Origin of the sequence: Paraburkholderia sp. Cy-641 (genome assembly GCF_011752945.1) — a bacterium.
GTDB lineage: Bacteria > Pseudomonadota > Gammaproteobacteria > Burkholderiales > Burkholderiaceae > Paraburkholderia.
Genome location: NZ_VWWM01000024.1, coordinates 101,023 through 113,029, shown reverse-complemented (window position 1 = coordinate 113,029; position 12,007 = coordinate 101,023). Strand labels below are relative to the sequence as shown.

General features: G+C 66.2%; 15 protein-coding genes. 9 read left to right on the top strand and 6 right to left on the bottom strand.

Features of this window, described 5'->3' with window-relative positions; genetic code table 11:
• Positions 1 to 132 precede the first annotated feature (132 nt).
• From F3J20_RS15810 to F3J20_RS15790, 5 genes are all read left to right on the top strand, one after another.
• Positions 133 to 906, top strand: coding sequence for a slipin family protein (locus F3J20_RS15810; RefSeq protein WP_167041558.1), 774 nt, complete (start codon positions 133 to 135; stop codon positions 904 to 906).
• A gap of 29 nt (positions 907 to 935) precedes the next feature.
• Positions 936 to 1,196 carry a DUF4148 domain-containing protein gene (locus tag F3J20_RS15805; RefSeq protein ID WP_167041555.1) on the top strand — a complete coding sequence of 87 codons (261 nt, stop codon included), beginning with the start codon at positions 936 to 938 and terminating at the stop codon, positions 1,194 to 1,196.
• Between the two features lie 126 nt (positions 1,197 to 1,322).
• Positions 1,323 to 1,787 (top strand): YaiI/YqxD family protein, encoded by a 465-nt coding sequence (locus F3J20_RS15800; RefSeq protein WP_167041552.1) that lies wholly within the window; start codon positions 1,323 to 1,325, stop codon positions 1,785 to 1,787.
• Between the two features lie 343 nt (positions 1,788 to 2,130).
• Positions 2,131 to 3,432: an NCS2 family permease gene (locus F3J20_RS15795; protein WP_167041549.1), complete on the top strand. Its 1,302-nt coding sequence runs from the start codon at positions 2,131 to 2,133 to the stop codon at positions 3,430 to 3,432.
• Between the two features lie 342 nt (positions 3,433 to 3,774).
• Positions 3,775 to 4,308 carry a cytochrome b/b6 domain-containing protein gene (locus F3J20_RS15790; protein ID WP_167283843.1) on the top strand — a complete coding sequence of 178 codons (534 nt, stop codon included), beginning with the start codon at positions 3,775 to 3,777 and terminating at the stop codon, positions 4,306 to 4,308.
• Positions 4,309 to 4,425: 117 nt separating this feature from the next.
• Here the strand turns inward: F3J20_RS15790 and F3J20_RS15785 are convergent, their stop codons facing one another.
• A complete protein-coding gene (locus F3J20_RS15785) occupies positions 4,426 to 4,716 on the bottom strand; it encodes a DUF1488 domain-containing protein (RefSeq protein WP_167041543.1) in 291 nt (96 codons plus the stop codon).
• 454 nt (positions 4,717 to 5,170) lie between these two features.
• Between F3J20_RS15785 and F3J20_RS15780 the strand changes: the two genes are divergently transcribed.
• Positions 5,171 to 5,479, top strand: a complete 309-nt coding sequence (locus F3J20_RS15780; protein ID WP_167283842.1) for a 2Fe-2S iron-sulfur cluster-binding protein — start codon at positions 5,171 to 5,173, stop codon at positions 5,477 to 5,479.
• 86 nt (positions 5,480 to 5,565) lie between these two features.
• On the opposite strand, the gene F3J20_RS15775 is transcribed toward F3J20_RS15780, so the two are convergent.
• The 3 genes from F3J20_RS15775 to F3J20_RS15765 form a co-directional block, all read right to left on the bottom strand.
• Positions 5,566 to 5,760, bottom strand: coding sequence for a YqaE/Pmp3 family membrane protein (locus tag F3J20_RS15775; protein ID WP_167041537.1), 195 nt, complete (start codon positions 5,758 to 5,760; stop codon positions 5,566 to 5,568).
• A 147-nt stretch (positions 5,761 to 5,907) separates the two neighbouring features.
• Entirely contained in the window at positions 5,908 to 6,117 is a 210-nt protein-coding gene (locus tag F3J20_RS15770; protein WP_167283841.1) for a DUF1653 domain-containing protein, read from the bottom strand.
• A gap of 54 nt (positions 6,118 to 6,171) precedes the next feature.
• Complete coding sequence (locus tag F3J20_RS15765; RefSeq protein WP_167041531.1) at positions 6,172 to 6,816, bottom strand: PAS domain-containing protein; 645 nt, start codon at positions 6,814 to 6,816, stop codon at positions 6,172 to 6,174.
• Between the two features lie 699 nt (positions 6,817 to 7,515).
• Here F3J20_RS15765 and F3J20_RS15760 point away from each other — a divergent pair.
• Positions 7,516 to 7,797 carry a hypothetical protein gene (locus tag F3J20_RS15760; protein WP_167041527.1) on the top strand — a complete coding sequence of 94 codons (282 nt, stop codon included), beginning with the start codon at positions 7,516 to 7,518 and terminating at the stop codon, positions 7,795 to 7,797.
• A 147-nt stretch (positions 7,798 to 7,944) separates the two neighbouring features.
• On the top strand, positions 7,945 to 8,217 hold the full coding sequence (gene infA / locus F3J20_RS15755; RefSeq protein WP_167283840.1) for a translation initiation factor IF-1: 273 nt from the start codon (positions 7,945 to 7,947) through the stop codon (positions 8,215 to 8,217).
• A gap of 105 nt (positions 8,218 to 8,322) precedes the next feature.
• On the opposite strand, the gene F3J20_RS15750 is transcribed toward infA, so the two are convergent.
• Entirely contained in the window at positions 8,323 to 9,066 is a 744-nt protein-coding gene (locus F3J20_RS15750) for a GntR family transcriptional regulator (protein WP_205299311.1), read from the bottom strand.
• Between the two features lie 516 nt (positions 9,067 to 9,582).
• On the opposite strand from F3J20_RS15750, the gene F3J20_RS15745 reads away from it, so the two are divergent.
• Positions 9,583 to 10,791 (top strand): cyanate transporter, encoded by a 1,209-nt coding sequence (locus tag F3J20_RS15745; RefSeq protein ID WP_345889892.1) that lies wholly within the window; start codon positions 9,583 to 9,585, stop codon positions 10,789 to 10,791.
• 193 nt (positions 10,792 to 10,984) lie between these two features.
• Here F3J20_RS15745 and rhaS read toward each other — a convergent pair whose 3' ends face one another.
• Positions 10,985 to 11,995 carry a rhamnose ABC transporter substrate-binding protein gene (gene rhaS, locus F3J20_RS15740; protein ID WP_167041518.1) on the bottom strand — a complete coding sequence of 337 codons (1,011 nt, stop codon included), beginning with the start codon at positions 11,993 to 11,995 and terminating at the stop codon, positions 10,985 to 10,987.
• Positions 11,996 to 12,007 lie beyond the last annotated feature (12 nt).

Genomic DNA, 12,007 nt, shown 5'->3' with positions numbered 1-12,007 from the left:
GCCCGGAGACCGCGTGCGCGTGACCGCGCGCCACGGCCTCACGCTGAGCGTCGAGCCGGTCGAGCCGGTCGTGCCGGTCGTGCCGGTCGTGCCGGTCACGCCGGCCGGCGCCCAGATAAAAGGAGAACGCTCATGATCGGTTTTACATTCGGCTTCAGCAGCATCCTGATCCTGCTTGCCGCGGCGCTGATTGCGTCGTCGGTGCGGATTTTTCGCGAATACGAGCGCGGCGTCGTGTTCATGCTCGGGCGCTTCTGGAAGGTCAAGGGCCCGGGGCTCGTGCTGATCGTCCCGGTCGTGCAGCAGGTGGTGCGCATGGATCTGCGCACGGTCGTGTTCGACGTGCCGCCGCAGGACGTCATCACGCGCGACAACGTCTCGGTCAAGGTCAACGCGGTCGTGTATTTCCGCGTGGTCGATCCCGAGAAGGCGGTGATCCAGGTCGCGCGCTACTTCGAGGCGACCAGCCAGCTTGCGCAGACCACGCTGCGCGCGGTGCTCGGCAAGCACGACCTCGACCAGTTGCTGTCGGAACGCGAGCAGTTGAACGCCGACATCCAGAAGGTGCTCGACGCGCAGACCGACGCGTGGGGCATCAAGGTGTCGATCGTCGAGATCAAGCACGTGGACATCAACGAAACGATGATCCGCGCGATTGCGCGCCAGGCGGAAGCCGAGCGCGAGCGGCGCGCCAAGGTGATTCACGCGGAAGGCGAGCTGCAGGCGTCGCGGCAACTGCTCGAAGCCGCGCAGACGCTCGCCCGGCAGCCGCAGGCGATGCAACTGCGCTACCTGCAAACGCTGACGACGATCGCCGCCGACAAGAACTCGACGATCGTGTTTCCGCTGCCGATCGACCTCGTCAGCGCGGTGCTGGAGCGCTTCGGCAAGCCGTCCGCGCCGTGAGGGTCGGATGTTCTGAGCGAGAGCCTGTCATGAAAAAACTTTCCCGTATCGAATGCGGCGTACTGCTGGCCGCCGCCTGTATCGGCACCGTGTGCGCGCCAGCCGTAGCGCAAGCCGACCCGGCGGCGTCGCCAACGCGCGCCCAGGTGCGCGCCGATCTCGCCGAGTGGCGCGCCGCCGGCTACGAACCGCTCGACTGGCTCGGCTATCCGGTCAGCGCCCAGCGAGCAGGCCGCATCGTCGCCGAGCGGCGCGCGCAGCAGCACTCCGAGGCGGCGACGGTGCACTGAGCGGCGACGATGCGCTGAGCCGTGGCGGCCGTCAGTTCGCGCTTGCGGGCCGCGGCGAGGTATCATCACGGCCCTTCGATACCCTCGCCGCCGCGCAGCCGCGGCACAGCAGCCGGAGCCCGCACCATGCCAATCTGGGTCGATGCCGACGCCTGCCCGGCCGTCGTCAAGGACATGCTCTTTCGCGCGGCGCGCCGTACCGGCGTGTCGCTGACGCTCGTCGCCAATACGTTTCTGCGCGTGCCGCCCTCGCCGCTGATTCGCGCGATCCAGGTGCCGGCCGGTTTCGACGCCGCCGATCAGTTGATCGTCGAGCGCGTCGCCGCAGGCGATCTCGTCATCACCGCCGACATCCCGCTCGCCGCCGCCGTGCTGGAAAAGAACGCGCACGCGCTCGATCCGCGCGGCAACTGGTTCACGCCCGGCACCATCGAGGAACGGCTGCGGATGCGCGCGATGCTCGACCAGTTGCGCGGCAGCGGCGTCGATACGGGCGGCCCGTCCGCCTTCAGCCCGCGCGACGGCAAAACGTTCGCGGGCGAACTCGATCGCTGGCTCGCGCGCAACGTGCCGCGCGGCGATGCACCATGAGGCGCGATGGTGCGCAATAACGCGCAGTGATGCGCCGACGCCACACTCGGACGGCCAATCCACCGGCTGACGGGCCCCGGCGCGCCGCGCAAGCCGCCGCGAACGCCGGAGCGCCGCCATTCGTGATTACAATTCCGCGATAACGCTGGCGCGGTGCCCGCAGCACGGTCGGGAACCGCCGCCGCGCACGGGCCGCGCTGCCGCCCCCGCCGCGGTGAATCGAAGAAAATCGAAGCACCCGCATCAATCACAGAAACAGAAACGCCGCAGCAACGCCACAGAAACACCCGCCCCACGCCGCAAACAACACCTTCAGAACGACGAGAGAGAAAAGACCCGCCACATGGACTCGATCAAACGCTACTTCGGCTTCGACGCCGTCGACACCAACCTGCGCACCGAAGTGCTCGCCGGCGTGACCACCTTCCTGACGATGGCCTACATCATCTTCGTCAACCCGGCGATTCTCGGCGACGCCGGCATGCCGAAAGACGCGGTGTTCGTCGCAACCTGCCTCGTGGCCGCGCTCGCCTCGATCATCATGGGCTTCTACGCGAACTACCCGATCGCGCTCGCGCCCGGCATGGGCCTGAACGCGTACTTTGCCTACACGGTCGTGAAAGGCATGGGCTATACGTGGCAGGCCGCGCTCGGCGCGGTGTTCATCTCCGGCTGCCTGTTCCTGATCGTCACGCTGTTCCGCGTGCGCGAGGTGATCGTCAAGGGCATTCCGCACTCGATCCGCATCGCGATCACCGGCGGCATCGGCCTCTTTCTGGCGATCATTTCGCTGAAGTCGGCCGGCGTGGTGGTCGGCAATCCGGCCACGCTCGTCACGCTCGGCAATCTGCACGACCCGCACGTCGTGCTCGCTGCGATCGGCTTCTTCGGCATCGTCACGCTCGACTATCTGCGCGTGCGCGGCGCGATCCTGATCGGCATCGTCGGCGTGACGATCCTGAGCTTTTTCTTCGGCGGCAACGAGTTTCACGGCGTCGTGTCCGCGCCGCCGTCGATCACGCCGACGCTGTTCCAGCTCGACATCCGCGCCGCGCTGTCGTCGGGCGTGCTGAACGTCGTGCTCGTGTTCTTCCTCGTCGAACTGTTCGATGCAACCGGCACGCTGATGGGCGTCGCGAATCGCGCGGGGCTGCTCGTCGAGGGCAAGATGCACCGGCTGAACCGCGCGCTGCTCGCCGACAGCACCGCGATCCTCGCCGGCTCGCTGCTCGGCACCTCGTCGACGACCGCGTATATCGAAAGCGCGTCGGGCGTGCAGGCGGGCGGGCGCACCGGCGTGACCGCCATCACGGTCGCCGTGCTGTTTCTCGCGGCGCTCTTCTTCGCGCCGCTCGCGGGCGTGGTGCCCGCCTACGCGACCGCGCCCGCGCTGCTCTACGTGTCGTGCCTGATGCTGCGCGAAATGCTCGATCTGCCGTGGGACGACGCGACCGAAGTCGTGCCGGCCGCGCTGACCGCGCTGCTGATGCCGTTCACCTACTCGATCGCCAACGGTGTCGCGTTCGGCTTCATCTCGTACGCGGGCCTCAAGCTGCTGACGGGCCAGGCGCGCCAGGTGAAGCTCGTCGTGTGGATCATCGCGGCGATTTTCCTGTTCCGTTATTTCTATCTCGGCAGCGAGTAAGGACGTCGGCGCGTGGCGACGCTTCCGGGGCGCGGCCGCGCGTGCGAACGGGGCGGGCAGCGGGCAGCGGCCCCAGGCGGTGAACCCCGGCAGTGAAACCGGACGGGCGGACCAGACGAGCGGCCCCAAACGGGGCACGCCACCCGGCAGCCTCGCGGCACGTCAGCCACGGTCAGGCAACTGCCGGGCAACCGCCAGCCCGTGCCCCGGCGCCGCTCGCGTCCCGGCTAAGGGGCGCTTAAGCAAAGATCGACGATCGTTCTCCGAAACTGCAGCCACCCCCTGGCACCGTTTATCATCCGTTGATTCCGAAAACGACCGACTTCTCCCGAGGAGCCCCGCATGTCTTCCTATAACCGCGCGACGGACCGCTACACGAGGCCCGCCGTCTTTTTCCACTGGATCATTTTCCTGCTCGTCGCGCTCGCCTATCTGGCCATCGAGATACGCGGCCCGCGCGGCTCCGACAGCCGCGCGTTCTGGACCGGCATTCATTTGTGGGCGGGCACGCTCGTGCTCTCGCTATCGGTCTTGCGGCTGCTCTGGAAACTCTGGGCCGGCGCGCCCGAGGAAATCGAAAACACCCGGCTGCTCGCGTTCGCGGCACGCGCCGTGCACCTCGCGCTCTACCTCTTCATCTTCGTGCAGCCGCTGCTGGGCATGCTGATGCTCAACGCCGGCGGCCACCCGGTCACGCTCGCGGGGACCGGCATCGGCTTCACGCTGATCGGCGCGGATTCGATCGCCCGCCCGCTGCTCAAGGACGCGCACGAATTGCTCGGCAACGTGTTCTACGGGGTGATCGGCGTGCACGCGCTGGCGGCGATCGTGCATCACGTGATCTTCAAGGATCGCGCGCTGCGGCGGATGATCTGAGCGCGAGGCGCGCAGAAACACGCTCGCCGCGATCTTGCACGGCGCGGCGTGGACAATGCTCGGGCAGCGTTCAGCAGCGCTCACATAAGCGCCCAGGCGGCGCCCAAACGGCGTCGCTCAATTGCGCCAGTTGGCCTCGTAGAAGCGCACATAGCCGCTTCTAAGCACGAGGCATTGCGCCCGCGTCTCCGACAGCAGGCGGCGCGTGGCGGCCTCGATGCGGGGCCGGTGCGCGTCGAATGCGACGACCATGTCTTCGAGCCGCGGCGATAACGCGCCGAAGTGATCTTCGAGGGCTTCCGCAGTGATCATGCACTCCACCCTCTGCCCGTCGATCATCGCGGGAAACGCCAGGGTCAGTTCGCGACCTGAATATTCAGGCGCTTCGTTCGGGAATTGGATCTGCATGGGAATCACCTGGAAAATTGCCGCGCATGAGGTGATGCGGTAATGCGCGCACGGGTTGCATCCTGTCGTGTCCGCCGCTCGTTCCTCCTTGTCCCATGCAGCCGACGCGGGCCGTCACCTTGTTGCGGCAGCGAGTTCGCGGCGCGCCGAGGTGAATTGATTCACTTTAGACGAGTTCGCGCAAGGCGCAAGCCTTACCTGGGTTTTCCTTGAGATGCGTGCTGGTGGTGTGCGATTCGGTGCGCGATTCGAGGTGCCTTCAATGGGCTCCTGATGCGCATTTCGCCGCACACGCCGGTGCATGTTGCGGCGCGGTATGGCGCAACGGCAAAGAAAGGCGCGAAAACGGCGGTGAGGGCAAAACTGCGGAAACAACTGCGAAACCGGCCGCGCGATTGCGTGTAAAGTGTCGCGCTCGACCGCTCGCTGCCGCGCGCCGCCCCTCATTCGCACGATGCCCGACTCCATCCGCCCGCCTCTGGTTCGCGTCGAACCGCTCGGCCAGAGCTTCGAAGCCCCCGATTCGCTGACGCTTCTCGAAGCCGCCGCTTTCGCGAATCTGCGTTTGCCGCGTTCGTGCCGCAATGGCACATGCCGTACCTGTCTGTGCAGGATGACGGCCGGCCGCGTGCGTTACACGATCGAATGGCCGGGCCTCAGCCGCGAGGAAAAGACCGAGGGTTATATCCTGCCGTGCGTGGCGATCGCCGAAACCGATCTCGTGATCGAAGTGCCGGACGCGATCGAATTGCCGGCGCGCTGAGGAGCGAGGCAGCGACTTAGCGCCCGCGGTTCAAGGCTCGTAATTCAAGGCCCGCGATTCAATACCTGTGATTCAGGGCCGGTGACTCAGCGCCCGTTGCCGAGCGCGCGGGAAATCTTCTTGTCCGTGTTGTACTGGCTCAGCGCATAGACCGACCAGATCGCGGCCGGCACCCAGCCGATCAGCGTGACCTGCAGGATCAGGCAGATGATGCCCGCGAACGGACGGCCAATCGTGAAGAACTGCAACCACGGCAGAAGGATGGCAAGCAATAGACGCATTCGGTTTTCCTGTGGGTTTTCCTGTGGGTTTTCCTGTGGGTTTTCCTGTGTTTCTATCCGTTTCTATCGTTCCGGCAGACCGCGTTGAGGCGCATTTACCACGCATTTAGCACGCATCTGCCGCTCGTTCACGGCTCATGTGCGGTATCAATCGTCGATCGGCGCAAAGCGCGGCGCCTTCACGCCGTCAAGCTCGACAAGCTCGAAAAACACTGTCGCGGGCCGGGTCCAGATCGTACCATTGGCCGCCCGGTAGACGATCATCGTGACCGTCGGATCGGATTCGAGCGTCGCCTCGCAAATCAGTTCGTAAATGCCGCCCTTGTAGTGCCGGTAGCGCACGGTATCAGTCCTCATATCGGGTTCGATCGAAACATTTGCAAGTGCGGTCCGCGTGCGTTCAAGCACGCATCAGCCGCCCTCTTTCAGCTGCTTCAGAATCTTGTAGACGGTCGCGCGGCCCATCGTCAGCACCGCGGCCACGTAGTTCGCCGAGCTGCGTCCGCGAAACGCGCCCTGCGCATGCAGCGCCTCGACGATTTCGCGCTTGTGCTCGCGCGTGAGCGCATTGATGCCGATCTGCCGTTCGCGCAGCCAGGTATGCAGATAGGTGTTGATGCGGTCCTGCCAGTCGTCGCGGAACAGATCCTCGGCGGGCGCGTCGGTCATCGAGCCGCCCTTGATGAACAGATCGAGCGTCGAGCGCACGTCCTCGAACACCGCAATATTGAAGTTCACGCACAGCATGCCGGCGGGCCTGCCGTCGTCGTCGAACAGGATGTTGCTCACGCAGCGCATGCGACGGCCGTCCCAGTTCAACTTCTCGTACGGGCCGATGGTTTGACCGCGCGCCGCGAAGTGCGCGTCGTCGAGCACCGACGGCGCGCCCACCTCGAGTCGCGACAGATTGTTCGCCAGATACGCGACGGTCTGATCGCGCAGATCGTGAATCACCACTTCGGCGCACGGATAGAGCAGCGCGGCGATGCCGTCGGCGATCGGCGCGTAGCGCTTGAGCAGCAGGTCTTTGACAGGCGACACGTTCTGATTGCGCATGAGATAAACGCGGGGTTCGAAGAAGGCGGCAAGGGTGCGGGCCGCGAATAGCGCAGCGATGCGGCTCGCCGAAGCCGGGTGGTAAAGCGCGCGCGCCGGCCCGGCTCGCAACGCGCCATTGTAGCGAGATGGGCCGGGCATCGCGACCGATGGCCGCCGCCGCGACATCGACGGCATGATGCCGGGTCCGCACGCCTGCGTGCAAAGCCCCGCCAGACGGGCGATGCGGGGCACATGGGGGGCGTGCGCGGAACTTTGCACTATCCAATCAGGCCCATTTAAGGCATCATATTGCAATAGTTGCATTTCGCACCCAGCAGCACTGGCAGCACCAGGCAGTCTCAAACCGGCATCTCCGCACCACCCCCGACTGTTCGACCGCCGCTCGCCGGCGATCCCGTCACCCCGGCAATGCGCCGCATGCATTCGCCGTCGCGAGTCGTACAACTGAGCGGTTCAGCTTCATGCGTCCGATGCGCGCGGCGTCCGCGCGACTTCAGCGTGTTTTTTCCGTCGAATCCGCGATTTCGCGCGGCCGCTCGAGCCATTGTCATTGAGCCTGCCCGGCCGGTTAGCCTGGCCTGTGCCAACCCTTTTTCATCGCGGCGCGCCTTCGGGGCTGCGCCGCCCGGTCCGCGCCGTCGCGCCGTACATCATCACGCGCGCCACGCGGATCACGCCATACAGGACACGTTGTTCATGAATCCAGCAGTCAAGACCTACAAGGGTTACGAAATTCATCCGCTCGTTTATCCGCACCGCCCGGCGGGCGCGCAGACGAGCCGCGATCCCGGCGCCGGCTACGACGCGTCGGTGCGCATCTGCCGCGTCGGCGCGAATGCGGCCGCCGACGGCCGGGTGTTCCGCCTGCAGTATCTGTTTCCGTTCGACGGCATGGGCAAGGCGCGCATCGCCTGCATGGCGCACGCCGAACGGCTCATCGACGGCCAGGTGAACGGCCAGTCGGTCGCCGATCTTTGAGCGGCCAGGGCGGCCGGCGCCATCGCAGGCACGGGCCGGCGGCGCGCTCCGGCGCGACACCCCGCCCAACCACGTATTCTAGGCCGCGTCGCCCGGTTTTGCCGGCGACCGGCTCTCTACTCATCATCCATCGACCAGGAGTTATGCATGGCGAAAGAAGAACTGATTGAACTTGACGGTATCGTCGACGAAGTGCTTCCGGACAGCCGCTACCGCGTGACGCTCGACAACGGCGTCGTGGTCGGCGCTTACGCATCGGGACGCATGCGCAAGAACCACATCCGCATTCTGGCGGGCGATCGCGTGACGCTCGAAATGTCGGTCTACGACCTGACCAAAGGCCGCATCAATTTCCGCCACAAGGACGAGCGCCCGAGCGGCGGCGCGCCCCGCCCGACGCAGGCTGCGCGGCGGAGATAAGCTGAAGCAGCGCATGGCGCACTGCGTACCCGCAAGATGCGGCGATGCAGTGCGCGCAAGTAGCGGGAAGGCACACCTCGCACCGCATGCTGCGCGCACGGCCCCCTACCCCCCGAACACCGCCCCCAGATCCTCTGCCGCTGCGCTTCTGCGCACCTGCTCGATCACCCGCTCCTCGAGTTCCGATAGATGCTCGCGCATCGCCGCCAGCGCGGCCGGCAGGTCGCCGGCATCGAGCGCGTCGATGATGCGCGCGTGCTCGTCGGCGGAACAGCTCGAACCCTTCGACGGATCGAACAGCGCCTTGTACAGCTCGGTCTTCGCGACCAGTTGCCCGACCATGCCGAGCAGTTCGGTGCCGCCCGCGAGTTCTGTCAGCAGCACGTGAAACTGGCCGGCGAGGCGCACGGATTCGTCGATCGCACCCGTGCGCAGCGCCTTCTCCTCGCTGCGCACATGCGCACGCAGACGGCGCTTGTGAGCGGCGCTCAGCGCGCCGCACAGCGACGCGGCGATGCCCGCCTCGACGATCTGCCGCGCGCGATACACCTGACGAATGTCCTCCTCCGACGGCGACGGCACGAACGCGCCGCGATTCGCCTCAAGCACGAGCTTGCCCTCGAAGCCTAGTCGCGCGAGCACCTTGCGCAGCGCGCCGCGCGTGCAGCCGAACGCCGCCGCGAGGTCGCGCTCGACCAGTTGCGCGCCCGGCCGCAGACGGCCTTGCAGGAGCGCCGCGGTAATCGATGTGTAGATGCGCTCTTCGACGCTCGGCGCGGTGTCGTCTGTCGTCCCTGTAGCAGGCGCGGCGGATTCGGCAGGTAAAGGACGGCGGGTACGTGAGGCCATGAATTCAGTGACGGAAAAAGCGGGTAACGATGGAGCGAAGACCATGCAGAGCCGGTGTAAAGCCGGCGAGCATGGGCGATGCCGCCTTGCACGCCCGCGGCGTCCAGCCCGCGCGTAAGCGGCACCTTAGCCGCTCCTGAGCGGCAAGCCGGCATCGCGGCATCGCGGCATCGCGGCATCGCCTGGCATTCTAGCGGTGGCCCATGCGAGACGCCAAGGCGCTCGCGGCTCAGCCTGCATCGCGGCTTATGTGACGGCTTATACCGGACATTCCTCAAAATGGTTAACCATTTCAGGTTATTATGGCTAACCAAAAGAAAGCTTTCAGCGGTTTTTTCCGTTTCCGCGCCGCCCGCCCCATCGGGCTCCGGCGCACGCATGCGCCGCTGCTCGCCCGGTTCCATTCCGCGCCGCCGTTGCTCTTGTCAGGCCGCGCCGCTTTTTGCCTTCAGGTCCATCGTGAATTCGTCCTCCAGCGCCCGCTCGTCCCGCACCTCCGCGAACCACGCCAACCACGTGGTCCATGCCGCACTGACGTGGCACGACATCGTGTGGCTCGGCGCGATCGTCGTGATCGGCATCAATCTGCGGCCGTTGCTCACGTCGATCAGCCCGCTGATGACGACGATCCGCAACGCCACCGGCCTCAGCTTCTACGGCGCGTCGCTGCTGACGAGCCTGCCGGTCGTCGCGATGGGGCTCGGCGCATTCGGCGCGGCCGCGTTGACGCGCCGCCTCGGCGAAACGCGCGGCGTCGCGCTCGGCCTGCTCGCGATCGCGCTGGCCTGCGCGGCACGCGCGCTCGCATCGAGCGGCGCGACCCTGCTCGCGACGGCCTTGCTGGCCGGCGCGGGCGTCGCCGCGATTCAGGCGCTGCTGCCCGCCGTCATCAAGCAGCGCTTTCCCGCGCGCGTGCCGCTCGCGATGGGCGTGTTCTCCGCGTCGATCATGGGCGGCGGCGGTCTCGGCGCGAGCCTGAGCCCCTTGGTGAGCCGCGCGGCGCAATCGTGGCACGCGGGTCTCGCGGTCTGGGCGATGCCGGCCTGCATCGCGCTTGCGTGCTGGTGGCGGCTGACGCGCGGACACACCGCCCCCCACGCCGCGCATGAGCCCGCCGCAACGTCCACCGCACGCTTCTCGCCTTGGGTCACGCCACGCGCATGGACGCTCGGCCTCTACTTCGGCATCGTCAACGGCGGCTATACGAGTCTCGTCGCATGGCTGCCCGCGTTCTATCAGCAGCACGGCGCGAGTGTCGAGGCAAGCGGCTCACTGCTCGCGGTGATGACGCTGTTTCAGGCCATCTCGGCTTTGCTGCTGCCGCTCGCCGCGGCGCCGTTCCGCGACCGCCGGCCGTGGCTCGCGCTCGGTCTCTCCGCGCAACTGGCCGGCGTGCTGGGCCTGATCTTCTGGCCCGACGGCGCGCCGCTGTTGTGGGTCGGCATGGCCGGCGCGGGACTCGGCGGCGTGTTTTCGCTGACGCTCGTCACGGCGATGGACCACTCGGCCGATCATCGCGTGGCCGGTCAACTGGTCGCATTCACGCAGGGTGTCGGTTTTATCGTCGCGGCGCTCGCGCCGCTCGTGGCCGGCATCGTGCGCGGCTGGAGCGGCGGCTTCGTTGCCGCGTGGATCATGCTCGCCGGCTGCATCGCCGCAATGATCGCGTTGACGCTGGTGTTTTCGCCACGCAGTTATACGCGCTGGCTTCGAGCGCTTCAGTAAAGCCAGCGCTTCAGGCCACCCAGCCTCCCGGTTCGAACGCGGCCGTCCACGTGCAGTTCAGACCGCAATGCAGCGTGACGTGCCGCTTTAACAGACCGTACCCGGACAGGCCGTGCGCCTCGAATCCGGTCGATGCCCGCCGCTGGCGCGTAGCCACCCTACGCGCCGAATAGCGAGCCTGCCAACACCGAGCCTAGAAATTGAAGTTGTCGATATTGCTCGCGTCGAACGTGGTCGGCGGTCCGAGGATGATTTCGCCGTGCGCACCGACCGTGCGCTTGCCGAGCTTGCCGGCATCGAACGATTCGCCTTCCTTGCCGGTGATCTTGCCCGACGCGAGCGCGGCCGCCGCATACGCGGCGAGGTAGCCGAGCTGGTTCGGGTCCCACAACTGGAACGCCTGCACGGTGCCGTTCTTCACGAACGCGCGCATCTGGTTAGGTGTCCCGAGGCCCGTCACGGCCACCTTGCCCTTGCTCGACGACGACGAGATATAGCGCGCCGCCGCCGCGATTCCGACCGTGGTCGGCGCGACGATCGCCTTCAGGTTCGGATACGCCTGCAACAGACCCTGGGTTTCGACGAACGACTTCTGATCGTCGTCGTTGCCGTAGGCGATCTTCACGAGCTTGATCTTCGCGTACTCGGGCTTCTTCAGTTCTTCCTGCATCCACTTGATCCAGGTGTTCTGATTGGTCGCGTTCGGCGTGGCCGACAGAATCGCGAACTCGCCCTCGCCGCCCATCAGCTTCGATACGAGTTGCACCTGGCCCCGGCCGATGCCTTCCGCGTTCGCCTGATTCACGAACAGTTGCCGGCCCTCGGGCGCGGTGTCGGAATCGAACGTGACGACCTTGATGCCCTGGCCCATCGCCTTCTTCAGATACGGCACGACCGCGTTCGCATCGTTCGCGGCAATCACGATCGCATCCTGATGCTGCGTAATCAGCGTGTTGATGTACGAAACCTGCGACGACGCGCCCGCATCCGACGGTCCCACCACCTTGCCCACGCCGCCGAACTCCTTGATCGCGGCCATGCCGCCATCGTCGGCGATCACTTCATAGGGGTTGTTGATCTGCTTCGGCAGAAACGCGATTTTCAGGCCGCTTTTGAGGTCCGCGGCCCATGCGCCGCTGCAACTGACCGCGAGCAACGCGGCGCACAGCGCAGCCATACCGGTGTGACGTAGAGGTTTGAACATGAAGTGTCTCCT

Bases quoted from the DNA above. Each gene is read 5' to 3' on its own strand.
- F3J20_RS15810 (WP_167041558.1), top strand. From the start codon at position 133: ATGATCGGTTTTACATTCGGCTTCAGCAGCATCCTGATCCTGCTTGCC.
- F3J20_RS15805 (WP_167041555.1), top strand. From the start codon at position 936: ATGAAAAAACTTTCCCGTATCGAATGCGGCGTACTGCTGGCCGCCGCC.
- F3J20_RS15800 (WP_167041552.1), top strand. From the start codon at position 1,323: ATGCCAATCTGGGTCGATGCCGACGCCTGCCCGGCCGTCGTCAAGGAC.
- F3J20_RS15795 (WP_167041549.1), top strand. From the start codon at position 2,131: ATGGACTCGATCAAACGCTACTTCGGCTTCGACGCCGTCGACACCAAC.
- F3J20_RS15790 (WP_167283843.1), top strand. From the start codon at position 3,775: ATGTCTTCCTATAACCGCGCGACGGACCGCTACACGAGGCCCGCCGTC.
- F3J20_RS15785 (WP_167041543.1), bottom strand. From the start codon at position 4,716: ATGCAGATCCAATTCCCGAACGAAGCGCCTGAATATTCAGGTCGCGAA.
- F3J20_RS15780 (WP_167283842.1), top strand. From the start codon at position 5,171: ATGCCCGACTCCATCCGCCCGCCTCTGGTTCGCGTCGAACCGCTCGGC.
- F3J20_RS15775 (WP_167041537.1), bottom strand. From the start codon at position 5,760: ATGCGTCTATTGCTTGCCATCCTTCTGCCGTGGTTGCAGTTCTTCACG.
- F3J20_RS15770 (WP_167283841.1), bottom strand. From the start codon at position 6,117: ATGAGGACTGATACCGTGCGCTACCGGCACTACAAGGGCGGCATTTAC.
- F3J20_RS15765 (WP_167041531.1), bottom strand. From the start codon at position 6,816: ATGCGCAATCAGAACGTGTCGCCTGTCAAAGACCTGCTGCTCAAGCGC.
- F3J20_RS15760 (WP_167041527.1), top strand. From the start codon at position 7,516: ATGAATCCAGCAGTCAAGACCTACAAGGGTTACGAAATTCATCCGCTC.
- infA (WP_167283840.1), top strand. From the start codon at position 7,945: ATGGCGAAAGAAGAACTGATTGAACTTGACGGTATCGTCGACGAAGTG.
- F3J20_RS15750 (WP_205299311.1), bottom strand. From the start codon at position 9,066: ATGGCCTCACGTACCCGCCGTCCTTTACCTGCCGAATCCGCCGCGCCT.
- rhaS (WP_167041518.1), bottom strand. From the start codon at position 11,995: ATGTTCAAACCTCTACGTCACACCGGTATGGCTGCGCTGTGCGCCGCG.